This window comes from Rhizobium ecuadorense (assembly GCF_001187535.1).
GTDB classification, from domain to species: Bacteria; Pseudomonadota; Alphaproteobacteria; order Rhizobiales; family Rhizobiaceae; genus Rhizobium; species Rhizobium ecuadorense.
Genome location: NZ_LFIO01001304.1, coordinates 104,589 through 129,521, shown reverse-complemented (window position 1 = coordinate 129,521; position 24,933 = coordinate 104,589). Strand labels below are relative to the sequence as shown.

The window sequence follows — 24,933 nt, the reverse complement described above, 5'->3', positions numbered from 1 at the left end:
GAATGTCTCCGGAAATACCGATAGGTCCGTCATCACATCCGGACCCTCGCGGCATTCGGATCATACATCGGCGCAAGTGATGGCTCGGCTCTCACCCTCGTTCCCGCAATCTCGATCTCGTAAAATGAGCCAAGCACTTTCGCCACGCTCTCACCCTCACAGGGCACGTAACCCAACCCAATTGCACCGCCGAGGAAATGGCCGTAATTACCGGAGGTTATCGTGCCGACGATCTCTCCGTCGCGGATGATTGCCTCGTTGTGAAAGAGCAACGGTTCAGGATCTGTGAGCTTGAATTGCACCAGCCGGCGATCAAGGCCCGTTTCCTGCTTGCGCAAGACGGCATCGCGGCCGATGAACTCGCCTTTGCCCGTCTTGACGGCGAAGCCGAGGCCTGCTTCCAGCACATGATCCTCATCGGTAATGTCATGGCCAAAATGGCGGAACGCCTTTTCGATGCGGCAGCTATCGAGCGTGTGGATGCCGCAAAGCTTCAGACCGAGGTCCAGGCCTGCCAGTTCCAGCGCCTCAAAAACGTGGGCGGCTTGATCGGTGGAGACATACAGCTCCCAGCCGAGCTCGCCGACATAGGTGACGCGGTGAGCGCGAGCCAGTCCCATGCCGATCTCGATTTCCCGCGCGGTGCCAAAGGGATGGGCATCGTTGGAGAAATCGTCAGGGCTGATCCTCTGCACCAGCTGACGCGACTTCGGACCCATCACGCAGAGCACGCTTTCGGCCGCCGTCATATCGGTAAGCACGACATTTTCATCGGCCACGTGCCTGCGCAGCCAGGCAAGATCACGCTGCAGTGTCGCACCTGGAACAATGAGCAGGAAGGCGGTTTCGGTCAGCCGGGTTGCGGTGAGGTCACTTTCGATGCCGCCACGACGGTTCAGCATCTGCGTGTAGACGATACGGCCGGCGGGCACGTCTATCTGGTTCGCGCAGAGCCGTTGCAGGAAGCGACAGGCGTCTCGCCCTTCGACCCGGATTTTGCCAAAGGAGGTCATGTCGAAGAGACCGACGCCGGTCCTGATTGCCAGATGTTCCTCGCGCTGGTTTTCAAACCAGTTCTGCCGCCGCCAGCTATACTCGTATTTCCGCTCTTGCCCTTCCCTGGCGAACCAGTTGGCACGCTCCCAGCCGGCCACTTCGCCGAACACGGCGCCACGCGCCGCAAGGTGCTCATGGATCGGCGAGCGACGTATGCCGCGCGCGGTCGCCATCTGCCGATAGGGGAAATGGTCCGCGTAAAGCAGGCCGAGCGTCTCCGTGACGCGCTCCTTCAGGTAGAACCGGTTCTTCTGGAAGGGCTGGGCGCGCCGGATGTCTACATCCCAGAGATCGAAGGGCGGTTCGCCGTCGTTCATCCATTGGGCAAGCGCCATGCCGGCGCCACCGGAAGATACGATGCCGATCGAATTGTATCCGGCCGCCACCCAATAGCCTTTCACTTCCGGCGCCTCGCCCAGATAATAGCGATCGTCGGGTGTAAAGCTCTCCGGTCCATTGAAGAAGGTGTGAATGCCGGCAGTTTCCAGCATCGGCATCCGGTTGATCGCCATTTCGAGGATCGGCTGGAAGTGGTCGAAATCCTCCGGCAATTGGTCAAAGCAGAAGTCCTCGCGGATCGCCTCGCCCGCCGGCGGCCAAGGCTTGGCGACCGGCTCAAAGGCGCCGATGAGCATCTTGCCGGCATCTTCTTTGTAATAGGTACACTCGTCCGGGACACGCAGCACAGGCAGAGACTTCAGCCCTTCAACCGGCTCGGTGACGATATAGAAATGCTCGCAGGCATGCAGCGGCAGGGTGACGCCGGATTGCCGAGCGAGATCTCTGCCCCACATGCCGGCGGCGTTGACGACATTTTCCGTCTCGATCGTGAAACGCTCGCCGGCCTGCTCGCAGACGACACCGACGACTCGACCATCTCTGGCAAGCACCTCGATGACTTTTACGCCTTCGATGATGGTTGCACCGTGCTGCCGCGCTCCCTTGGCGAGCGCCATGGCGATGTTTGCCGGGTCGCATTGTCCGTCGAGCGGCAGGTGAACCGCTGCCTTGACGTCGCCGATGTTGAGATGGGGGTAAAGCGCCTTCGCCTCTTCCGGCGAAATCTCGCGAACGTCGATTTTGAACGCCCGGGCCAACGAGGCCTGACGGTAGATCTCTTCCTTACGCTCTTCGGTCAGGGCAACCGTGATCGAGCCATTTTGGCGCATGCCGGTGGCGATGCCGGTTTCGGCCTCCAGCCTGACGTAGAGATCGGCGGAATATTTGGCAAGGCGCGTCATGTTTTGCGAGGCCCGGAGCTGACCGATGAGGCCGGCCGCGTGCCATGTGGTGCCTGAGGTGAGCTGTTTGCGTTCGAGCAGCACGACATCGGTCCAGCCAAGCTTGGCCAGGTGGTAGGCGATGGAACAGCCTGAGACGCCGCCGCCGATGATCACGGCGCGTGCCTTTTGGGGGATGGGTTTCGTCACGCTCGCAGCCTCTCGTTCTCGGGATCCCATAACGGCCGGTCGGGCTGGACGACGGCCTTGAACCGGTCGCCGAAGATTTCAACCTCCAGCTCCGTGCCCGGCACCGCCAGATCCGACCGCAGCATGCCGAGCGCCACGGACCTGCCGACGCGGTAGCCCCAGTTGCCCGACGTTGTCTCTCCGACCAACTGACCGTCGCACCAGAGCGTCGACATATAGGGGGCGTCACATTCGCCGGCATCGACGACCAGTGTGACGAAGCGCTTCGTCACACCTTGCTGCTTCTCGCGCCCGAGCGCCGCCTTGCCCTTGAAATCGGGTTTTGCCCAGTCGACGAAACGCTCCAGCCCGCCCTGCAGTATGGTGTAATCGGTCGAAAGGTCGCCCTTCCAGGCGCGGTAGCCCTTCTCGATACGCAGGCTGTCGAGTGCTTCCATGCCGAAGGGCTTCAGACCATGCTTCCCGCCCGCGGCCCAGACCGCGTCGAAGACCGTGGCCGTGTCGTCCACCTTCGTGTGAAGCTCCCAGCCAAGCTCGCCGACGAAGGAGACGCGCACCAACTGCAGCCGGCGGCCTGCTATCTGGCAGGACTGGTGCGTCAGCCACGGCTTGGAAAGATCGGCGTCCGTGATGTCTGCAAGGATGGCACGCGATTGCGGCCCTGACAGTATCTGGCAGGTCAAATCGTCCGTCACATCGTCGAGCGTGAATCGCGCGTCTTTCGGCAGATGCTTCTGCAACCATGCGAAATCGTGCCACTGCGCTGTCGCTGCGGTGGTCAAGAAGAAAAGGTTCTCTTCCAGCGCCATCACCGACATCTCGGTGACGATACGGCCTTTGTCGTCGGCAAAATAGGCAAGTCCGATGCGGCCGGGTTTCGGCACCTTGCCGGTGATCAAGCCGAGCAGCCAGTCGCGTGCACCCTCACCCTGCAGGCAGTAGCGGGAAAAGCCCGGCAGATCGAGAATGCCCGCAGCATCACGCACTGCCAGGCATTCCTCCTCGATCCGTTTCTGCCACGGCCCCGCCCGATTCCAGGTCTGCGTTGTTTGTACCGACGTGTCATCGCCTGATTTGGCGTACCAGTTGGCGCGCTCCCAGCCATTATAGGGCTTGAATTGCGCACCAAGTGCCGCGATCCGATCATGGATCGGCGAGAGTTTCCTGTTTCGACCAGCAGGCCAGGCGTGTTTCGGGAAATGCATCGCATATTCGTGGCCGTACACTTCCATGCCCTTGGCGAGGCAGTAGTCCTGGTCGGAAGCAAAGCGCGTGTAGCGACGCGGGTCGCAGGACCACATGTCCCATTCGGTCTGCCCTTCGGTCAGCCATTCGGCCAGCACCTTGCCGGCACCGCCCGCCTGGCAGATACCGAAAGTGAAGACGCAGGCCTCAAACGCATTCGGCACGCCCGGCATCGGCCCGATCAGCGGATTTCCATCCGGTGTATAGGGGATAGGCCCGTTGATCATGCGCGACAGGCCGGCCGTGCCGAGGATCGGCACGCGCTCGACTGCGTCATTGAGATACCATTCCAGCCGCTCGAGATCGTCAGGGAAAAGCTGGAAGGAGAAATCCTCCGGCATAGGATCGTCGGGCGTCAGCCAATGCGCCTTGCAATTGCGCTCATAGGGACCGAGGTTCATTCCGGTCTTTTCCTGCCGCAGATAATAGGAGCTATCGACGTCTCGCAGCAGCGGCAGCTTGTGGCCGACCTCCTTCGACCAGGCGGCAAGCTCAGGAATTTCTTCGAACAGCATGTACTGATGGCTCATCACCATCATCGGCACCTCGCGGCCGAACCATTTGCCGACTTCGCGGGCGTAATAGCCGGCGGCATTGACGACATATTCGCAGCGGATATCACCCTCCGGGGTGGAAACGATCCATTCGTCGTTTTCCCGGCGCGCACCGGTTGCGACACAGAAGCGGAAGATCCTCGCCCCCAGGTCGCGCGCGCCCTTCGCCAAGGCCTGGGTCAGCTGCGCCGGGTCGATGTCGCCGTCATAGGGATCGTGGAGCGCGCCGATGAGGTCATGGGTCTCGACAAAAGGATATTTCGACTTGATCTGCTCGGGCGACAGGATGTCGAGGTCCATGCCCTGGTAGCGTCCCATGCCGACCACGCGCTTGAATTCCTGCAGCCGCTCGTTCGAGTGGCCGAGCCGGATCGAGCCGGTCACGTGGTAATTCATCGGATAGTCGACCTGAGCGCCCAGCTCGCGATAGAGCGAGGCCGAATAGCGCTGCATGTTCATGATCGACCAGGAGGAGGAAAACGTCGGCACATTGCCGGCCGCATGCCAAGTCGATCCGGCCGTCAATTCGTTTTTTTCCAGAAGCACCGCGTCGGTCCAGCCCGCCATGGCCAGATGATAGAGTGCGGAAACGCCGACAGCACCTCCCCCGATGATCACAACGCGCGCGTGAGATGGCAAATTCGACATGGCTGCTCCTCGTTCAAAGGCAAGTCTGGCAACGAACGGGAACGGCATCAAGCGGAGGGAACTTGCTTTATTGATCGAAGAATTCGATTAGATAACGCGAAGATTGCCCTCGCCCCAGTGAGCCCGGAAAGAACATGCAGATTGATCTCATCGAGACTTTTCTCGACCTGATGGAAACCCGCAGCTTCAACCGCACGGCGGAGCGGTTGAACATCACGCAATCAACCGTTTCCCATCGCGTCAAGGCGCTGGAGGCGCAGTTCAACCGAAAGCTCTTCACGCGCAACAAGGGTGGCACCGCACCGACGGCGTCGGGCCTGCGGTTCCTCGATCATGCGAAAGCCCTGCAATACCAGTGGCATGAAGCAACTCGGGCGGTCGAGAATGCGGGCGCCTATGAGCGATCCATGCGGCTTGGCATCCAACACGACCTTGCCGAAATCTTTGCCGGGCGCTGGCTTTCTGCGGTCCGCGCTGAGCTGCCTGGGACATCGATCTACCTGGAAGCGGACTACTCGATCCAGATGAACCGAGACCTCGCAGCTGGAGATCTCGATCTGGCCGTTCTCTATACGCCGCACTATCTGCCCGACCTTCACTATGAAAGAATCGGGGAAATGACATATAATCTGGTCAGCACAGTCGCGTGCACCGTCGGCGCACTTCGACCGGAAACCTATATCCAGGCCATCTATTCACCGGCCTTCGACCGTGCCCACAGACTGGCTTTGCCGCATCTGTCGGCGGCACCGCTGGCGTCGGGGCAGAACACCGCCATCACGGGTTTGCTCACGACGCTGGGGGGCGCTGCCTACGTCATGAAAAGCAGCGCCGCGCGACTTGCCAAGGAGGGTGTCGCTTTCCCGATAGAGGACGCTCCACCCATTCAACAGACGGTCTATGCCGCAACCAGCATCCGCACACGCCACGCCCATCAGCACCGTCGCATCATCGGCATCCTGCAGGATCTGATAGCATCAGCCTGAGCCGGTGGCAGATCACTTCGGAGCAATTTCGGAAGACGCTTTTGCGTGTGGTCTGGGGCAGGTAGCGCTGCGCTAGAACCAGGATGATTTAAGGCCGGGTCGGCCTTAAATCTGAATCCTGTTCTAAATTAAAGAGTTAGAGCATGATGTCGCCCGAAAACCGCTCACACTTTTCGGCATCATGCTCTAGCGTTTGAGCTTCAGGCCGACGCCGGCGCGGAATTGCTGCGAGTCGTCGCCGTCCTTGCGCGTGGTCAGCTCGTAGCCGAGCGTGCTGGTCAGATCGAGATAGCGGTTGATGTTCCAGGTCAGCCCAGTCGCCGCGGTGTAGACGAGCTCGTCGTTGATGGTGCTGTCAGTGGGATAATCGCGCCATATGACGCCGCCGATCATCGTGCCCACCAGATTGTCGCGCAGCTGGTGGGTGACCGTCGTGGTCAAGGCGTGCGAGACGTAGCCACTCTCGCCCGCCGTGGTCGAGGGCTGGATGCTCGTCTGCAGGTCGAAATTGACATCGGTGCCGCGGATCGGCGACCAGAGCAGGCTCGCATCGAGTGTCGCGGTATCAATCGACGACAGACGGCTGTCTTCGAAATCCGCCATCTCATAGCCGACACCGACTTCACCCTTCAGCTTTTCGCCGAGATCGACCTCGACGCCTGCCTTGGCGCCATAGCTATGGCCGGAACGCTCGTAGCCGGCGGAATCGCGCGTCTCGTCATAGAGGGTTCGGCCGACCGTCGCCTCGATGAAGGGGATGAGCGCGGGAGACAGCTCGTAGCCGACGCGGCCGCGCAGCGTGCCGGTCGTCTGATCGCGGTCGCTCAGCGCAACGGTTGTGCCGTTCGAAAGCGTGGCGTCGGAATAGATCGAGCGGGTCAGCGCCAGCGCCGTCGTGCCGCGCAGGATGCCGAAATCGCGTTGGACGGAGGCGCCGGCTGTGAATTCCTGCACGTCGGACTGTTGCGCGGCATTGGCAATGGCGTCGGGGTCGTCTGTATCTTCCCGATAGAAATTATAACCGGCGGTGAGGTGGGCGACCGTATCGTCGGGAAGATCCAGCCTGAGGTCGCTGTTGATCTTGAAGGAAGGCTGCTCCTCGCCGTCGCCGCTGACATTCTTTTGCCAGGCGCCTTCCGAGGTTACTGTCAGCTGGTGTAGGCCCCAGTCGGAGGTCAGCGTCGCGGCCGCATCGGTTTCTAGGAAGGAGCGCTGCTCTCTGGTATTGCCGTCCTTGGTGGTCTCGGTGTTGATGCTCTGGGTGACGCTCGGGCGCAGCACGAAGGTGCCGATCGGAATGCCCGGCGTTTCCGCCGTCGAGGCACTTTCGGCAGCCCGGCGTCGCGGCAGCGTTTCGTCGATCGGTGCTTCGCGGGTGTTCAGCCGGCGGATGTCGTCGTCGAGGATGGAGCCGGTAATGTCGTCGCCGGATTGCGCGTCCGGTATGGCGGGCCTCTGGGCATCGTCTGCGTTTGTGGCCACACTGTTTGCCGCCGGCGCGGCCGAACCGTCGCTCTCGTCATCGAAACCGGCTTCTGATGCCGCACCGGTCGTAGCGCGATTGTTCTCGGAGGATACTGCGCGGCTGGTCGCCGACTGCAACGAAGCGGACTGCGCCAGGGCAGCCGTCTGGCTGAGAAGCAGGCCACCGAACGCAGCAAAAGAGACGGCACGGCTCATGGCGCGGAGCGGCGTCACACTGCTCGTCTGTTTTGGTTGGCCCATGCAATTCGCGCCTGACATGCTTTCGGTTCTTACCCAAAGGTAAAGCCTCGTGGTTAATCATTCGTTGCCGATGGCGGGCGCCGTTCACATTTCGGAAAGCGTGCGGGGTGGACTTGGAAAGTGAAAAGGTCTAACGCAGCTTCATGAACAGAAGAGCGATAAACCTCGTTGAAAACAGCGTGCTCGAATCGGCAAAACGCACGATAGAGACTGAAAGACGCGGCCTTGAAGCGCTCGAACAGGCCTTCGACGATGGATTGGCCGCTCCCTTCACCCGCGCGGTCGAAGCCATCAGCGACATCTCCGGCCGTGTCATCGTCACCGGCGTCGGCAAAAGCGGGCATATTGGCGCCAAGCTTGCGGCGACGTTCGCGTCAACCGGGACACCTGCTTTTTTTGTACATGCGGCGGAGGCCAATCACGGCGACCTCGGCATGATCGCGCCCGATGACGTGGTGTTGGCGATTTCCAAAGGCGGCGAGAGCGCCGAGCTCAAAAGCATCATTTCCTTTACGCGGCGTTTCTCCATTCCGCTGATCGCGATCACCTGCAGCGACCGTTCCTCGCTTGCAACCGCCGCCGATATCGTCCTTCTCGTGCCGAACGAGCAGGAGGCCTGCCCGAATGGGCTGGCGCCGACAACCTCGACGCTGATGCAGCTTGCGATCGGCGATGCTTTGGCGGTGGCGCTGCTGGAGGCGCGCGGCTTTACCGCCACGGATTTCCATGTCTTCCACCCCGGCGGCAAGCTGGGCGCGAGCCTGATGCATGTCGCCGATATCATGCATACCGGCGAGCGGCTGCCGCTCGTGGCCAGGGGCACGGCGATGCCGGAGGCGATCACGGTGCTGTCGCGCAAGCATTTCGGCTGCGTCGGCGTGCTTGACGAGGATGGGCGGCTCTGCGGCATCGTCACCGAAGGCGACATGGCGCGCAATCTGACCCGCAATCTTGCCGAGCTTGCCGTCGACGACATCATGACGCGGACGCCGAAGACGGTGAAGCCGACGATGCTGGCGACCGCCGCGCTGGCGCTGCTCAACCAGCATCACATCGGCGCGCTGATCGTCATCGACGACGACCGCCGGCCGGTCGGGCTGGTGCATTTCCACGACCTGCTACGGATCGGCGTCGCCTGATCAGAGTGGTTTGATCAGAGCTGTTACATCAGACGGGCTCGACTGTCAGGTCGCGGCCGTTGCTCGACACCACCTTCACCTGCGTTCCCGCCGGCAGGTCGGGTCCCATTACCTGCCATAGCGTATCATCGAGGCGGATGCGGCCGCGGCCCTCGCGGATCGGTTCGTGCAGCGTCGCCGTGCGGCCGACCAGGCTCGCGCCGCGCTGATTGAGGAAGGGCTCGTCGGTCGTCGAATTGCGCAATGTCAGCCGGCGGCCGGCGAAGGTCGTGGCGACGGCAAGCACGGCAAAAAGGATTGCCTGCAGCTCCCAGACCCAGAAGGCGCTCTCCCAGAAGATGAGCGACAGCGCGCCGACGATCAGGGCGGCAAGGCCGATCCAGACCAGGAAGAAGCCGGGCACGATCATTTCGGCGGCGAGCAGCACGAGGCCCGCGACCCACCAGCTCCAGGGACCAAGTTCGGCGATGATCTTCGCCAGCATGGTTTAGCGCTCCTGATCGGGATTGAACGGATTGGGGGTCGACGGGCTGATCGGCGGCGTCGAGCGCGCCGGCGCCGGGCGGGGACGCGGCAGGGGCGGCGGCGATGCCGGGTTGTTGCCGGCATCGCCGAACACTTCGCGGGCAATGGCGCCGATGCCGCCGAGCGAGCTCAGGATGGAAGAGGCTTCGATCGGCATCAGCACGATCTTGGAATTGGATGCCGAACCGATCGCGGTGAGCGCCTCTGTGTATTTCTGCGCGACGAAATAGTTGATCGCCTGGATGTCGCCGGCGGCAATCGCTTCGGAAACCATCTTCGTTGCCTTGGCTTCGGCCTCGGCTAGGCGCTCGCGGGCTTCGGCATTGCGGAAGGCGGCTTCGCGCTGGCCTTCGGCCTGGAGAATGGCGGATTGCTTGGCGCCTTCGGCCCTCAGAATCTGCGCGTTGCGCGAGCCCTCGGCTTCCAGCACCTGGGCGCGCTTCTCACGCTCGGCCTTCATCTGCCGGGCCATCGCATCGACGAGATCGCGCGGCGGCTGGATGTCCTTGATTTCGACGCGGGTGACCTTGATGCCCCAGGGCTGCACGGCCTCGTCGACGACGCGCAGCAACCGGTCATTGATCGCATCGCGGTTGGAGAGCAGTTCGTCGAGATCCATCGAGCCCATGACCGAGCGGATATTGGTCATGGTCAGATTGAGGATGGCGTTTTCGAGGTTGGCAACCTGATAGGCGGATTGGGCGGCGTTCAGCACCTGATAGAAGGCGACGGCATCGGCCGAGACCGAGGCATTGTCCTTGGTGATCACCTCCTGGGTCGGCACGTTCAGCACCTGCTCCATCACGTTCATCCGGGCGCCGACACGCTCGATGAAGGGCGTGATCAGGTTGAGGCCGGGCTCCAGCGTGCGGGTGTAGCGGCCGAAGCGCTCGATCGTATAGCGGTAGCCCTGCGGCACGGTCTTGATCCCGGCAAAGAGCACCAGGATGACGAAGATGACCAGCACGATCACGACGATGTCGAAGCCGCCGAACAGCATGAATTCCTCCTATCGGCGCATGCATGCGCGCCTCACAACTGATGTGGTGAGGTAGCATGTTCTTTGCGAGGAAGAAATGACCCACGAAGGCCCCGCCTCCAAGGAAAAGAAGGATGGGTCAGGGCGGATTTTTCAGCGTGGGATCTCTCAGATCCAGCCCTGCAATTCGCGGCGGACGACCTTTTCCAGCACCTTCATGCCGTCCTCGCCGTCGTTGAGGCAGGGAATATGTGCGAACTTCTCGCCGCCATTCTCGTGGAAGGAATGGGCGGCCTGTTCGGCGATCTCTTCCAGCGTTTCCAGACAGTCGGAAACGAAGCCCGGATTGATGACGGCGATGCGCTTGACGCCGTCTTGGGCGAGCTTCTCCACCGTCTTGTCGGTATAGGGCTGCAGCCATTCCTCCGGCCCGAAGCGGGACTGGAAAGTGACCATGAAGTTTTCCTTGGTCAGCCCCAGCCGCTCGCGCAGCAGCCGGCCGGTCTTCTGGCATTGACAGTAATAGGGATCGCCCTGCTTGAAATAGGACATCGGAATGCCGTGGAAGGAGGCGAGCAGCATTTCCGGCTTCCAGTCGAGCGTCGCTAGATGCTTCTCGACGGACTTTGCGAGGGCGTCGATATAGGTCTCGTCGTCGTGATAGTCGGGCACGGTGCGCAATGCCGGCTGCCAGCGCATCGAAAGCAGCTTCTGGAACGCCTTGTCGTTGACGGTGGCGGTAGTCGCTGCCGCATATTGCGGATAAAGCGGGAAGAGCACGATACGGTCGCAGCCTTCTTGCTTCAGCGCGTCGATGCGCGAGGCGATCGACGGGGTGCCGTAACGCATCGCCCAGTCGACCTTGACGTTTTCGAGATCCTTCAGGCGCCCGGCCATCAGCTCGGACTGATTGCGCGTATAGGTGCGGAGGTAACTTTCGTTCTTCTCCTTGTTCCAGATCAGCTCATAGGCCTTGCCGACCTTCTGCGGGCGGGTGTTGAGCACGATGCCGAACAGGATCGGATACCATTTCCAGCGCGACCACTCGATGACGCGGCGATCGGTGAGGAACTCCCGGAGATAGCGCCGCATCGACGTGTAGTCGGTGCCGTCGGGCGTGCCGAGATTGACCAGCAGGACGCCGATCTTGCCTGACTTGACGGCCGGATGGTCTGCCGGGCGGAGTGAAATATCTGCTGTCATTCTGGCCCCAACGCTCTTTTGTCTCGTCGGCTCATACGCAGCCTCAAGATCATGGTTCACCCTATAGAAAGAAAAGCCGGCCCGGGAAAGCCCGGGCCGGCCATGGAAATCGGGACAAATCGTCTTACTTGGCAGGAACCTCGATCTCTTTGCCGACCGTCAGGTGACGCGGGTTCGGACTGCCGTTGGCCTCCGAAAGCTTCCGCCACAGCGTGCCGTCGCCATAGAAGGTCACCGCAAGATCCCAGAAGGTATCACCGGCGGCGATGACGTGGGTGGACGGCGTCGCTGCGGCAGGTGCGGAGGCTGCCGGCGCTGGTTCCGCGGCGGGGGCGGGTGCTGCTGGCGCTGGTGCAGGCGCCGCCGGTGCCGCAGGAGCGGGCGCGGGTTCGGCGGTTGGTGCAGGGGCTGGCGGCGTTGCCGGTGCGGGAGCGGCCGGTTCGGCCGCCTGCGCCACAGCCGCGCCGTTTTCGGTGACGCGGCCGTCGGTATAGGGCTTATAGGGTGAGTGGGCGGCCAGATATTCGGCGGTCACGTCGGCAAGATCCGGACCGAAATCATAGGCGTTCTTGCCTTCCTTGAAGATCGAATAGCCGTCGCCGCCTGAGCGCATGAAGTTGTTGGTGGCGACTTTGTAAGTCTTGGCCTGGTCGATCGGAGCGAAGGTGTCGCCCTCCTTCACCTGGATATCGCTGACGCGGCTGCCGACAGGCTTCGACTGGTCGAAAGCGAATTTCAGGCCGGCGACTTGCGGGAAGCGGCCGGCGCCCTGATCGATCTGGCTGACGCCGTTTTCGAGCGCCTTGACGACATCTGCGCCGGTCGTCTCGAAAGTGGCGAGCGTATTCTGGAAGGGCAGGACGGTGATGACTTCGCCCTGGGTGACCTCACCGCCGTCGATCGAGGCGCGCAGGCCGCCGCCATTCTGGAAGGCGATGGTGACGCCCTGGTTCCTGGTGCGGTCAAGCATGGCATCGGCCACCAGATTGCCCATCGAGCATTCCTTGACGCGGCAGACCTTGCGGTCGCCGTCGATCGGGGCTTCGGAGGAGCCGATGACCTTCTTGCGCAGTTCCTCGATCGGTTTGGCCAGTTCCGCGATGCGGGCAACCACAGCCGGATCGGGCGTAAAGCTGGAATCGATCAGGATAGGATCGCCCTTGGCATCCTTGACGACGCCGTTATCGTCGAAATTGACGACGAGATCGCCGAGATACTTGCTGTAGGAGGCGGCCTGGACGACCGGCACCTTGTAGCCACCGGGATTGTCAACCATCGTCGGATAGGGGCCTTCGGCCTTCGGGTCGGTATTGGAGAGCAGGCTATGGGAGTGGCCGCCGACCACGACATCGACATCCGGGATCTTGGCAATCAAAGCGAGGTCGCGGGGATAACCGACATGGGTCAGAGCGATGATCTTGTTGACGCCCTGGCCCTTCAGATCCTGAACGGCTGCCGTAATGGCCTGGACGTCATCTGATATCGTGACATTCGGGCCGGGGGAGGAAAGTTCTGCCGTATCATTGGTGACGGCGCCGACGATGCCGATCTTCTGGCCGGCGACATCGAGCACCAGCGACGGCTTGATGCGGTCGCCGAGCTTGGAGGCGGCTGTCGCCTTGACGTTTGCGGTAACGACAGGGAACTGTACCTTTTCGAGGAAGGTCGCAAGCCCGTCCTCGCTGTCGTCGAATTCATGGTTGCCGACGGTCATGGCGTCGAATTTCATCAGGTTGAGGAATTCGGCTTCGGCCGCGCCCTTATAGGTGGTGTAGAAGAGCGATCCCTGAAAATTGTCGCCGGCATTCAGCAGGAGGACATTCTTGCCGGGAAGCGCCTGACGGCGCTGGTCGATCGCGGTCTTCAGGCGGGCAGCGCCGCCGAAGCATTCCTTCTTGCCTTCTTCCTCGGCCGAGCAGGTGGAGTCGAACTTGTTGATCGATTCGATGCGCGAATGGAAATCGTTGATATGAAGAATATTGAGTTCGTAATCCGCAAAAGCGGCGCCCGCGCTCAGCGCCAGCATGGACGCGGTCAAAAGACCGAAGCTGAAAGACTTCGTCATCCCTGTTCTCCTGATTGAGGCGAAAGATCCCCCTCGCCGATCCCTTCCATAGTCCGCCGGGGCGGTACCCGGTATGCCGATGTTCCATGACACGACATATGACTGCAAGGGAAAGCTGGGCCAGACGGCATTCTTTCCAAGAGGGGCGGGACAAAAAAGCGCTGCTATCCCCGGCATTCGTCAGCGGCGGCATTTCGATGGAGTTCGTGCACTGCCTCGACAATATTCGGAACCGCGGAGAGTGCCATGATCAGGCAGAGAAGGGAAATGAGGCGATGAAAGCGCCGCCCGGCTCGATAGACAAGGAACGTGCCGACGCCATAGATCAGCACGACCGGCAGGGCGAAGATCAACACCTGCAGCGGTCCGTCGCAATCGGGAGCGTCGATGCCCTGGGCACGATAGACGTTGGCCGGCAAAACGACGGCCAACGCGGCAAGCGGCATTGCGAGCAGCAGGATGAGGTAAGCGGCGACGGCCCGCATAGTGTGCTTTCGGCCTATCGCCTCACCCTTCAGCCGCGGCGGGAAAGGGTGAACTGGGACCCTGTTGCGGTGGTGCAATTAAGCTGGCTTGGTCCAATGAGGGCGCAATTGACGAGAGAGCTTGTTTTTTTCACATTCGAATAAAGGTTAATCTGGATAATTTGATCAGATCCGACCGTATAAGTTCCCGATGCCATCTGCGTGTTTGTTCCGTCGCTTGTGCGCGTTACAAACTGCCCGCCTGTGAAGGTGGAGGTTAAGCCATTGGCATCCGTCCATTCGCCTTCAACAGAATTCGTAACGGGTGGGGCGACTGCAATCGCCCTCTGTCGCGGCTCCGATGAAACGCAGGCGGCAAGCGCGGCGGCGGCACCGACAAGAACGAGACCAGTTCTGATTTTCATAAGGCTTCTCCCGGCGATTCGGCGTGGCGGTCACCCGCCAAGTTCGGGCAAAACATGGCGTGCGCCCGCCATGATGGCAAGGCTTGGCGCGGCGGGGAGGCCATTTATACAGCCAGCGTTACAAAAATGCCCGCCTTGCGGCGGGCATTATCGAGCTTATGCGAGCACTCTCAGCGAACGAGAATGTTGCGGAACTGCCAAGGATCTTTGGTGTCGATGTCCTCTGGGAAGAGGCCAGGACGGCCGTCGAGCGGAGTCCAATCGGTGTAATGGCCTTCGACCGGGCCGAGATAGGGCATCTGCACTTCGAGGCAGCGCTTGTAATCGATCTCGTCGGCTTCGACGATGCCGGCAGTCGGGTTTTCCAGCGCCCAGACCATGCCGGCGAGAACGGCTGAAGTGACCTGCAGGCCGGTGGCGTTCTGATAGGGCGCGATGCGGCGCGTTTCTTCGAGCGACAGGCGCGAGCCGTACCAGTAGGCGTTCTTCTCATGGCCGTAGAGCAGGACGCCGAGTTCGTCGATGCCGTCCTCCAGTTCGTCCTCGTCGAGAACGTGGTGGACCGGCTGCGGCGTGCCGCCATTGCCGAACATTTCATGCAGCGAAAGCACGGCGTCGTTGGCCGGATGGTAGGCATAGTGGCAGGTCGGGCGGAAGGTCACTTCGCCGTCCTTGTCGCGAACCGTGAAGTAGTCGGCGATCGAGATCGACTCGTTGTGGGTGACGAGGAAGCCGTATTGCGGGCCGGGCGTCGGGCACCAGGTGCGCACGCGGGTATTGGCGCCCGGCTGCTCCAGATAGATGGCCGCCTTGTTCCCCTTCTTGTGCTTCTTGGCGTTCTTCGGCATCCACTCTTCATGCGTGCCCCAGCCGAGTTCGGCCGGCTGCATGCCCTCGGAGATGAAGCCTTCGACCGACCAGGTGTTCCAGAAGACGTTGAGCGGCTTCGGGTGCTTGGTGCGCTGGGTGTCGCGCTCGGCGATGTGGACGCCCTTGACGCCGAGCTTCTTCATCAGCTTGGCCCAGCCTTCGCGATCGTGCTGGTCCGGTTCGTCGAACTTCAAGCCGGTGTCGTTGGCCAGGTTGACGAGCGCCTGCTTGACGAACCAGGAGACCATGCCCGGATTGGCGCCGCAGGTGGAGACGGCGGTGGCGCCGCCCGGGTTCTTCGCCTTTTCCTTGCGCACGGTTTCGCGCAGCGCATAGTTGGTGCGGTCGGCATTGCTCATGCCCTTGTCGAAATAGAAGCCGAGCCAGGGTTCGACGACGGTGTCGACATAGAGCACGTCATGCTTGCGGCAGAGCTTGATCAGGTCGAGCGAGGAGGTGTCGACCGAGAGGTTGACGCAGAAACCCTGGCCTTTGCCTTCCGTCAAGAGCGGCTTCAGCAGCTCCTTGTAATTGTCCTTGGTGACATATTCCTTGATGTGGCGGACGCCGTGCTTCTTCAGGATCTCCATGTCCGAGGGCTCTTCGCGCGGGTCGATGACGACCATCCGGCTCTTGTCGAATTTGAAGTGGCGCTCGATCAGGGGCAGGGTGCCGCGACCGATGGAGCCAAAGCCGATCATCACGATCGGACCGGTAATTTCGGCATATACCGGATAGTTCTGTTCCGTCATTCTTTTCTCCTGTGGAAGGGGACGAAGGCGTTCAGCCCGAAGAATTCTTTTGAAATTGCCGCAGAAATTGCGAAGTGACCGGCTCTAACCATAAAACCGCGTCACAATAAAGAGTGTTGAGCGGGAAAGCTCAAATATCGGACGGGCGAGAGGTCAACGAGATCGTCTGGTCGACTCCTGCCAAATCAGCGTTTCAGGATTTCCAGTCCTTCGACCGTCGTCGTCACGGCAAGTTCGATGATGTCGTATGCGGCGACGCCGTGGAGGGTGAAAGGATCGGCGGCGACATAGGCTTCGATCGCGGCGCGGTCGCCGATTGCGAGGATCGCGCCGCCGGTGCGCGGCACCTTGCGGCCGGAGGCGAGGAACCAGCCCTTGGCATAACCTTCCTTCACCCAGGCCAAATGCGGCTCCATATGCCTGTCGGCTTCGTCATTGGATTTGAGATAGGTCAGCGAAAGAATGAACATGATCAGTTCCTCAGAAGGTGGGCGCGGATCAGGCCGCGCAGCGAGTTGCCGATATAAAGCGTGCCGGCGTCGAGATCGGCAAGGCCGAGGCGGCCGACGCGGGCCTTGCGCGCGCAGATGAGTTCGGTGCGCAGCACGCCGGCGAGCAGGCCGCAAGAAATGGGCGGGGTGCGCAGCATGCCGGTGCCATCATCGAAGAAGATCGAGGTGATGGTGCCCTCGCAGATTTCGCCGCGCTCGTTGAAGAGGATGACTTCATCGGCCTCGGCAGGGGTGTATTCGGCGCGCGCGGCCTCGTAGGCGGCACGGCGCGTGGTCTTGTAGCGCACTAGCCTGTCGGCGGAGTTCAGACGGGTCTCGGCGAGACGGACGGTCCAGATGGTGTCGGGCGGCAGCGGAACGAAGGCGGCGCTCGTCACCTCGATGCGGCCTTGGGCGTCGAAGGTCAGGCGGACGCGCAGCGGACCGGTGGCGTCTGCAACGGCTTCGTCAAGCCTTGCCACGGCATCGATCGGCTGCGGGAAGCCAAGGCGGCGGGCGGAGCGGGAAAGCCGGGCGAGATGCAGCCGCAGGCGGATAAAGCCGTCGCCGGGCTGCCAGCGCAGCGTCTCGATCAGCGAAAAATCGTTCATCGCGCGATCCATTGATCGCCGACGGCGAAGCGGGCCTTGAGCAGGCATTCCTCATATTCGGCCTCGGCGGTGGAATCGAAGACGATTCCGCCGCCGACATTGAAGACGGCCCGGCCGCCGTCAAAAAGCGTGATGGTGCGGATGGCGACGGAAAACCGCATGGCGCCGCTCGGCGAAATCATGCCGATCGCGCCGCAATAGGCGTCGCGCGGTCCATCTTCCAGCGCGTGGAGGATTTCCATCGCGCGGATTTTCGGCGCGCCAGTGATCGAGCCGCAGGGAAAGAGGGCGGAAAAGATGTCGCGGATCGAAAGACCAGGGATGAGCCTGGCCTGCACATGGCTGACCATCTGGTGGACGGTCGGATAGGTCTCGATGTCGAAGAGCTTCGGCACGTCGAGCGTGCCGACCTCCGTAATGCGGGAGATATCGTTGCGCAGCAGATCGACGATCATGCGGTTTTCGGCCTGCGTCTTGATATCGCGGCGCATGGCCTCGACGATTTTGGCATCCTCAGTGGCGGTGGCGCCGCGTTTCGCCGTGCCCTTCATCGGATGGGTCTCGATCCAGCCCTCTTCGTCGGTGCGGAAGAACAGTTCGGGTGAACGCGACAGGATGAGCGGACCGCCGAGATCGATCAGAGCGCCGTATTTGACCGGCTGGCGCTCGATCAGCGACCAGAAGGCGGCAAGGGGATCGCCATTCCAGCGGGCCTCGACCGGCATGGTAAGGTTCGCCTGATAGGCATCGCCGAGCCGCAGGTGCTCGTGGAGACGGTCGAAACGCTCTTTATATAAGGGGAAATCCCAGGCCGCCTTGGGGACGGTGAGAAATTCTTCGTTTTCGAGGCGCTGTTTCGGTTGGGCGAGCGGGTGTGTATCTGCCTGTGGCGCGTGGAAGACGCCGAAGCAGAGCAGCGGGGTTTCGCGGTCCTCAGGGGTGAAGGAGGCGAGTTTCTCCTCGAAGAGATATCCGGCCTCGTAGGCGATATAGCCCGCAAGCCATTTGCCCTCGGCCTTGGCCTCTTCCATCCTGACAAGGCCGGCAAAGAACTCGGCGCGCGTTCGCGCGACGATGATCTCGGCCGGTTCGGCGAAAAGCATCACCTGGCCTGATGTGTCGTCGTGGAAGAGAATATAGGGTTGATCGGCCACGCAACGCTTTCGGTTTGTTCTGCTCCTCATTGCTCAGATGCGATTGGGAGCGTCAGATATTTTCCATCTTCTCCCCTCGGGGAGAAGATGCCCGAAGGGCAGGGGTTGGAGCGAAGCGACGTCCTGAACGTATGCGAAGGAGAGGTTCTGCCGTGTGGCTCCCTCATCCGCCTACCGGCACCTTCTCCCCGAGGGGAGAAGGGACTCGCCTCTCTCAGACCTTATCCAAATCCTCCAATTCGTCGATCAGCCCTTCGATCATCGACAGGCCCTGGCTCCAGAACGACGGATCGGTGGCGTCGAGGCCGAAAGGCTTCAGCAGCTCCGAGTGATGCTTGGTGCCGCCGGCCTTCAGCAGTTCGAAATACTTCTCCTGAAAACCCTTCTCGGCCTTCTGGTAGACGGCGTAGAGCGAATTCACCAGGCAATCGCCGAAGGCATAGGCGTAGACATAAAAGGGCGAGTGGATGAAATGGGGGATATAGGCCCAATAGGTCTCGTAGCCTTCAGAAATGCTGATCGCCGGCCCCAGGCTTTCGGATTGGACGGAGAGCCAGAGTTCGCCGATGTCGTCGGCGGTGAGTTCACCAGCCTTGCGGGCGGTGTGCAGCTTGCGCTCGAATTCGTAGAAGGCGATCTGGCGCACGACCGTGTTGATCATGTCCTCGACCTTCTGAGCGAGCATCGCCTTGCGCTCGCGCTTGTCGCCGGTCTTTTCCAGAAGCGCGCGGAAGGTCAGCATTTCGCCGAAGACCGACGCGGTCTCGGCAAGTGTCAGCGGCGTCTGGCACATCAGCGCCCCTTGCGCGCCGGCGAGAACCTGGTGCACGCCGTGGCCGAGTTCATGGGCAAGCGTCATCACGTCGCGCGGCTTGCCCATGTAATTGACGAGCACATAGGGGTGGGCCGAGGGAACCGTCGGATGGGCGAAGGCGCCGGGCGCCTTGCCGGGGCGGACCGGGGCGTCGATCCACTGCTCGTCGAAGAAGCGCCTGGCGATATCAGCCATCTCGGGGGCGAAATTGCCGTAGGCCGAAAGCACCGTATCCTTCGCCTCGGGCCAGGGAATAACGGCGCTGGAGGTTTCCGGAAGGGGCGCGTTGCGGTCCCAGAAATTCATCTGCTCCATGTCGAGCCACTTCGCCTTCATCTTGTAATAGCGGTGCGAAAGGCGGGGATAGGCTTCACGCACGGCCGCAGCCAGCGCATCGACGACCTCGCGCTCGACGCGGTTTGCGAGATGCCTGGAGTCGGCGATATCCTCGAAGCCGCGCCAGCGGTCGGAGATATCCTTGTCCTTGGCAAGCGTATTGGTGATCAGCGTGAAGATGCGGATATTCGCCTTGAAGGTTGCCGCTAGCGCCATGGCCGCCTTGCGGCGCACTTCGGGATCCTTCTCCTGCAGCATGTTCAGTGCCACCTCGAGCGGCACTTTTTCGCCGTCGATTTCATAGCGCAGTTCCGCCATGGTTTCGTCGAAGAGGCGGTTGAAGGCGGCCGCCGATGTCATCGACTTTTCGAGGAAGAGCTGTTCCAGCCGGTCGTCGAGCTGGTAGGGCTTGTCTTTCCGCAGATCGACCAGCCAGGGACGGTAGTGGCCGGCGACGGGGTCTTTGGCCATGCTGGCATCGATCACCGCGTCGTCGATGCGGTTGAGTTCGAGCGCGAAGAACAAGAGGTGGCCGGAAAATTCGGTGATCTTGGTCTGCACGTCGCCGTAGAGCTTGCCGTTGGCCGGATCGGTGGTGTCGGAGAAATAGGTGAGGCCGGCAAAGGAGCCGAGGCGGCCCATGATATCGTCCAGCGCCTCATATTCCTTCAGCGCGGCGCCGATGCCTTCGTCGCCGGTTTTCGTCGCCGCCTCGGCGAGTTTGCCCTTCCATTTTTCTTCAAAGGCGATCGCCGCCTTGCCGGCCTTTTCCATGTCGGCGACGAAGGCGGTCGAAGTGGCGGAGGGATAAAGATCCTGCAGCTTCCAGACCGGCAGATCGCCGAGCGCCGGATCGGAGGGCCCGGCTGGCGCTGCTGCCGACAAAAGAAGGCGGGCGTGCGGGAGCTCGATTTTCATGGGGCAATTCCTCTCCACTTTCATAACAGGTCTGCTTGAATAAGCGCGAGAAGGCCCGGCATCAAGGGCCTTTCGGCGCAAGAAAGGCGTCGGTTCGGCACGAAAATGACCCGTTCCAATCGTTAAAATGCAATTGTTTCTCAAAACTGGATGTTCAAGCCTTGCTGTCAGAGTGCGCTTCATGGTTTCGCATGAAGTGAGGCGACAATGACCGGTTACAATGAGCTCAAGGGAGTAGGGCAAATCCTCGTGGTCGAGGACGACCCGGTGCAGCGCCGCCTGCTCAAGAACGCAATCGAGCGTCACGGCCATGTCGTGCACCAGGCGGAAAACGGCCGTATCGGTCTGGAAATGGTCAAGCGCGACAGCGGCCTTTTCAACGTCATCGTGCTCGACCTGATGATGCCGGAGATGACCGGCCTCGAATTCCTCGACGCGCTTCACGAATTCGGCACCCAGATCCCCGTCATCGTGCAGACGGGCCAAGGCGGCATCGAGACCGTGGTGCAGGCAATGCGCGCCGGCGCCTTCGATTTCGTCGTCAAGCCGGTCTCGCCCGAACGCATCGCCACCTCGATCTCGAACGCGATGAAGCTCGATCAGCGCGAGGTGAAGGCGCGGGCCGGACGCCGGTCGCGCTCGGGCTCGGTCGGCTTCGACGACATCGTATCGGCAAGCCCGGCGATGCTCCGCGTCATCGATCTCGCCCAGCGGGCGGCGCAATCCAACATTCCGGTCGTGCTCGAAGGTGAATCCGGCGTCGGCAAGGAGCTGGTGGCGCGTGCCATCCAGTCCGGCGGCGACCGCTCGAACAAACCCTTCGTCACGGTCAATTGCGGGGCGATCCCGCACAATCTCGTCGAGAGCATCCTCTTCGGCCACGAGAAGGGCGCGTTTACCGGCGCGACCGAGCGCCATATCGGCAAATTCATGGAAGCCGACGGCGGCACCATCTTCCTCGATGAGATCGGCGACCTGCCGCTCGAGGTGCAGGTGAAGCTGTTGCGCGCCGTGCAGCAGGGCGAGATCGAGACCGTCGGCGCGCGCACTGCGCATAAGGTCAATGTCCGGCTGATCTCGGCGACCAACAAGGATCTGATCGAGGAGGTCAAGAACGGCCATTTCCGCGAGGATCTCTATTATCGCCTCAACGTCTTCCCAATCACCATTCCGGCGTTGCGCAAGCGCAAGGAGGACATTCCGCATCTGGTGCGGGTCTTTGCAGACCGCTTCTCCAGCGAGCAGAAGAACGGCCGCCGCATGACGGTGAATTCAGGCGCGCTGGCGCTGCTGACTGCCTATGACTGGCCGGGTAATATCCGCCAGCTCGAAAACGCGATCTTCCGCGCGGTCGTTCTGGCCGAAGGGCCGGAGCTGACCGAGGGGGATTTCCCGCAGATCGCCGCCCAGCTTCCGGAATACGAAGTCGTGGATCACCTGGCGCTGGTTGCCGACAATACCGGCCTCGATCCCGACGACAGCTATGGTGAGGAGTTCAGGGCGTCGATCTCGGGAGAGGTGCACCACCGTCTGTCCGAAACTTCCGAAAACGCGATCGCCAGCGTCAATCCCGCCGGCGACGTGCGCAAGCTTGCCGATGTCGAGGAGGAACTCATCCGATTCGCGCTCAAATTCTATCGCGGGCAAATGAGTCAAGTGGCGCGCAAACTTGGCATCGGCCGATCCACACTTTATCGCAAGCTCAAAGATTACGGCATAGACCCCGATAATCCCCAGAAAGATGCGGCTTAAGGGCTTTTTGTTAAGACTAAGGCAACCACGATTTGTTACTGATCATAAACCACTTGTTAGTGGCTCGTTCACTATGTAAAGAAAAGGTTGATCATGTGTGGCATTTTTGCCATCGTGTGACCGCATTTGACAGTCATCTGAGACAGTACGGGACATTGTCTGTCTGACGGGGATCGAGTTGCCGAATCTGAATGGGAATTACAAGCCTTGGCGCTTGAGCTGGCGTTTGTGCGCCGACATCTGCGGAAAGGCAGCAAGGACGGCAGCGGCCGCCCTTCTTGCGCTCGCGGTTTCCTCACCGGTATTCGTCAGTACCCCTTCTGAAGCAGCGGGCGACACCCGCAGCCTCAAGCTCTATTTCATCCATACCGGCGAAAAGGCCGTCATCACCTACAAGCGCAACGGCAAGTTCGACCCCAAGGGTTTGGAGCAACTGAACCGCTTCCTGCGCGACTGGCGCAAGAACCAGCCGACGAAGATGGATCCGCGGCTGTTCGACCTGATCTGGGAAGTCTATCGTCAGAGCGGTTCGAGGGATTATATCAACGTCGTCTGCGGTTTCCGTTCGCCGGGTACCAACGAGATGCTGCGGGGCCGTTCGCGCAATTCGGGCGTCGCCGAAAAGAGCCAGCATATGCTCGGCAAGGCAATGGACTTCTTCATTCCGGACGTCAAGCTCGCGACATTGCGTGGGATCGGCATGAAGATGCAGGTCGGCGGCGTCGGCTTCTATCCGAAATCGGGTTCGCCCTTCGTGCATATGGATGTCGGCGGCGTTCGCGCCTGGCCGCGCATGAGCCGCGACGAGCTGGTCCGGCTTTTCCCGAACGGCAACACCATTCATATTCCGGCTGACGGCAAGCCGCTGCCGGGCTATCAGCAGGCGATGGCCGACTATAAGCGCCGCGTCAGCGGCACGCAGATCGAGATCGCCAGCGCTTCCGAATCGGCGCCGAAACACAAGACGCTGTTTGCTGCGCTGTTTGGCGGCGGAGCGGACGAGCAGGAAGACGATTCGGACGATTCGACGCCCGTTGCCGTCGCCAAGGCGACGCCGCCGAAGGCCGAGCCGGCGCCTGCCGAGCCGCAGCAGACCGAAGTCGCCGATCTGAACGCGCCGGTGCCCCAGGTTCGCCCGGCATTCAGCAACCAGCCTGCCGGCAGCGACGTGGCGAGTGCGCTCATCGCGCCGCCTTCGGGTAACGCCGCGCAGCAGGCTCTTGCAGCGGCCCTTCCGGCCGACCAGGCCCAGCCGCAGCAGTTTGCCGATCTCAGCGCCTACAGCATTCCGGTTCCCTCGCTTCTCGGCCCGCGCCGCGCGCCTGGCGACGCCGAGGTTGCGTCGCTGACGGGCGATAACGGTCTGCCGGTTCCGACGCCGATCGAACGCCCTGCCGTTGCCGAGAACCTTCTTGCCGCGGCCGATGCCGATCCGGAAGCCGAGGCCGACGAAGCCGATCAGGATGCCCTGTCTCCCGCCGTCGCCGATGCGCTCGAGCAGCAGCGGAACGAGGGGGAAAGTCAGATCGCGTCGAAGGCGCCTGAGATGACGGTGGAGCAGGCGATCAATGCTGCGATGACGCAAAAGCCACCTGCCGCAAAGCCGCCGCTCGAACTCGCAGCCTTGGCGCCGATGACCAAATCAGCAAGCTTTGGCGACGGCTTCGACGAACCGGCCGCCGAAAGCGCCGTGACCCAGGCACTTCCTGCCAAGGGCCGTCGCCCGACTCAGAAGGAAGCCGCCGCAGCCGATGCCGGCCGCACCACGGTTCGTACCGAGCCGAAGCTGACGGAAAAGATGATCTCGCAATGGGCACTGACCAATGCCCGCCTCGAAATGGCCTCCAAGCAGGTCAAGGCGCCGCGTTTCGTCAGCCAGACTATGCGCGCCCAGCCGACCGCCGTCTATGCCGAGGGCTTCAACGTCAAGACCGCTTCGGTCGATCCTGCCCGCTTCAGCGGCACGGCTGTGAACTTCATGGAAGTGCGCAAGTTCAACACGAACTGAGCCTGCGGAACATCGAAGTATCGGAAGCTGCCGATGCGATCTGCAGCCAGCCAATTGTGGATTCCATCGACGCAACGCGCCCGGCCCACTCGGGGAGGCACATTGCGGCCATTGTCCTTGCCGAAACTATCCTCCTGAAGCATTCTGCACGCTCTATCCGCTCGAGGATCGAAGGGAGAGAGTGTCGTGACAGAGCGTGCTTTGCCAGCCGCGTCGGTGATTAGACGTGCGCACCGATCTGACGCTGAAGCCTTGTCCAACTTCGCGGTACGACTATTCCGCGATACCTACAGCGACGACACAGCAGCATCCGATCTCGAATCCTATATCGACGAGCATTTCAGCACGGAACGCCAGGCGGTCGAGATCGACGATCCTTCAGCCGCCGTTTTTGTCGCGATGGCCGATGATCTGATCATTGGATATGCGTATGTCGTCGTGCGCTCAGCCGATGGACGCTCTGCTCTTCTCAATCGAATTTACGTCGATGCCAGGTGGAGGGGACGCGGATTGGCTGGCGATCTTATCGACGCCGTTGTCGGCGAGGCCGGGCAGCGTGGCGTTACACACTTGAAACTGACGGTGTTCGAACGGAATAGTCGAGCCTTGGCATTCTACAAGCGGGTCGGATTTGCTGCGATAGGCAGCACGACATTCATGGTTGGCGAGGACCCGCAGACTGATATCGTGATGCAATTGGACCTGATCGGACGGCTTAACGGCGGATCAGCCTGAGAAAGAAAAGCCGCCGTAAGGTCCGACGGCTTTATCGATATCGGCGAT

The 24,933-nt window shown here is 61.4% G+C and carries 19 protein-coding genes; 5 read left to right on the top strand and 14 right to left on the bottom strand.

Annotated elements, in window-relative coordinates; genetic code table 11:
• Positions 1–32 precede the first annotated feature (32 nt).
• Entirely contained in the window at positions 33–2,486 is a 2,454-nt protein-coding gene (locus AF337_RS27940; protein WP_049734698.1) for a GcvT family protein, read from the bottom strand.
• Entirely contained in the window at positions 2,483–4,933 is a 2,451-nt protein-coding gene (locus tag AF337_RS27935; protein WP_049734697.1) for a GcvT family protein, read from the bottom strand. Before AF337_RS27935 ends, AF337_RS27940 begins: the two co-directional genes overlap by 4 nt.
• A 134-nt stretch (positions 4,934–5,067) precedes the next feature.
• Here AF337_RS27935 and AF337_RS27930 point away from each other — a divergent pair, with 134 nt between their 5' ends.
• The gene (locus AF337_RS27930; protein WP_049734696.1) at positions 5,068–5,919 is read left to right on the top strand and encodes a LysR family transcriptional regulator; all 852 of its coding nucleotides are present in this window, start codon (positions 5,068–5,070) and stop codon (positions 5,917–5,919) included.
• Between the two features lie 186 nt (positions 5,920–6,105).
• Here AF337_RS27930 and AF337_RS27925 read toward each other — a convergent pair whose 3' ends face one another.
• On the bottom strand, positions 6,106–7,644 hold the full coding sequence (locus tag AF337_RS27925; RefSeq protein WP_049734695.1) for an outer membrane beta-barrel protein: 1,539 nt from the start codon (positions 7,642–7,644) through the stop codon (positions 6,106–6,108).
• A 143-nt stretch (positions 7,645–7,787) separates the two neighbouring features.
• On the opposite strand from AF337_RS27925, the gene AF337_RS27920 reads away from it, so the two are divergent.
• Positions 7,788–8,783 carry a KpsF/GutQ family sugar-phosphate isomerase gene (locus AF337_RS27920; RefSeq protein WP_049734694.1) on the top strand — a complete coding sequence of 332 codons (996 nt, stop codon included), beginning with the start codon at positions 7,788–7,790 and terminating at the stop codon, positions 8,781–8,783.
• Positions 8,784–8,811: 28 nt separating this feature from the next.
• On the opposite strand, the gene AF337_RS27915 is transcribed toward AF337_RS27920, so the two are convergent.
• The 11 genes from AF337_RS27915 to AF337_RS27870 form a co-directional block, all read right to left on the bottom strand.
• A complete protein-coding gene (locus tag AF337_RS27915; protein WP_049734693.1) occupies positions 8,812–9,267 on the bottom strand; it encodes an NfeD family protein in 456 nt (151 codons plus the stop codon).
• Between the two features lie 3 nt (positions 9,268–9,270).
• Positions 9,271–10,308, bottom strand: a complete 1,038-nt coding sequence (locus AF337_RS27910; RefSeq protein WP_049734692.1) for an SPFH domain-containing protein — start codon at positions 10,306–10,308, stop codon at positions 9,271–9,273.
• Between the two features lie 147 nt (positions 10,309–10,455).
• Entirely contained in the window at positions 10,456–11,490 is a 1,035-nt protein-coding gene (gene hemH / locus AF337_RS27905; RefSeq protein ID WP_049734691.1) for a ferrochelatase, read from the bottom strand.
• 124 nt (positions 11,491–11,614) lie between these two features.
• Complete coding sequence (locus tag AF337_RS27900) at positions 11,615–13,555, bottom strand: bifunctional metallophosphatase/5'-nucleotidase (protein WP_049734690.1); 1,941 nt, start codon at positions 13,553–13,555, stop codon at positions 11,615–11,617.
• Between the two features lie 164 nt (positions 13,556–13,719).
• Positions 13,720–14,040 carry a hypothetical protein gene (locus AF337_RS27895; protein ID WP_049734689.1) on the bottom strand — a complete coding sequence of 107 codons (321 nt, stop codon included), beginning with the start codon at positions 14,038–14,040 and terminating at the stop codon, positions 13,720–13,722.
• 29 nt (positions 14,041–14,069) lie between these two features.
• Positions 14,070–14,444, bottom strand: a complete 375-nt coding sequence (gene omp10, locus AF337_RS40950; RefSeq protein WP_082336877.1) for an outer membrane lipoprotein Omp10 — start codon at positions 14,442–14,444, stop codon at positions 14,070–14,072.
• A 170-nt stretch (positions 14,445–14,614) separates the two neighbouring features.
• Entirely contained in the window at positions 14,615–16,066 is a 1,452-nt protein-coding gene (locus AF337_RS27890) for a homospermidine synthase (RefSeq protein ID WP_049734688.1), read from the bottom strand.
• A gap of 185 nt (positions 16,067–16,251) precedes the next feature.
• Positions 16,252–16,536, bottom strand: a complete 285-nt coding sequence (locus tag AF337_RS27885) for a YciI family protein (RefSeq protein WP_049734687.1) — start codon at positions 16,534–16,536, stop codon at positions 16,252–16,254.
• Positions 16,537–16,538: 2 nt separating this feature from the next.
• Positions 16,539–17,168, bottom strand: a complete 630-nt coding sequence (locus AF337_RS27880) for an aminotransferase class IV family protein (RefSeq protein ID WP_049734853.1) — start codon at positions 17,166–17,168, stop codon at positions 16,539–16,541.
• The gene (locus tag AF337_RS27875) at positions 17,165–18,352 is read right to left on the bottom strand and encodes an aminodeoxychorismate synthase component I (RefSeq protein WP_049734686.1); all 1,188 of its coding nucleotides are present in this window, start codon (positions 18,350–18,352) and stop codon (positions 17,165–17,167) included. The genes AF337_RS27880 and AF337_RS27875 overlap by 4 nt, the downstream gene beginning before the upstream one ends.
• Positions 18,353–18,536: 184 nt before the next feature.
• Positions 18,537–20,390 (bottom strand): M3 family oligoendopeptidase, encoded by a 1,854-nt coding sequence (locus AF337_RS27870; protein WP_049734685.1) that lies wholly within the window; start codon positions 20,388–20,390, stop codon positions 18,537–18,539.
• A 207-nt stretch (positions 20,391–20,597) separates the two neighbouring features.
• Between AF337_RS27870 and AF337_RS27865 the strand changes: the two genes are divergently transcribed.
• The 3 genes from AF337_RS27865 (at position 20,598) to AF337_RS27855 (ending at position 24,885) form a co-directional block, all read left to right on the top strand.
• A complete protein-coding gene (locus AF337_RS27865) occupies positions 20,598–22,142 on the top strand; it encodes a sigma-54-dependent transcriptional regulator (protein WP_049734684.1) in 1,545 nt (514 codons plus the stop codon).
• A 178-nt stretch (positions 22,143–22,320) separates the two neighbouring features.
• A complete protein-coding gene (locus AF337_RS27860; protein ID WP_049734683.1) occupies positions 22,321–24,150 on the top strand; it encodes a peptidoglycan L,D-endopeptidase MepK in 1,830 nt (609 codons plus the stop codon).
• A gap of 186 nt (positions 24,151–24,336) precedes the next feature.
• Complete coding sequence (locus AF337_RS27855; RefSeq protein WP_244471328.1) at positions 24,337–24,885, top strand: GNAT family N-acetyltransferase; 549 nt, start codon at positions 24,337–24,339, stop codon at positions 24,883–24,885.
• Positions 24,886–24,933 lie beyond the last annotated feature (48 nt).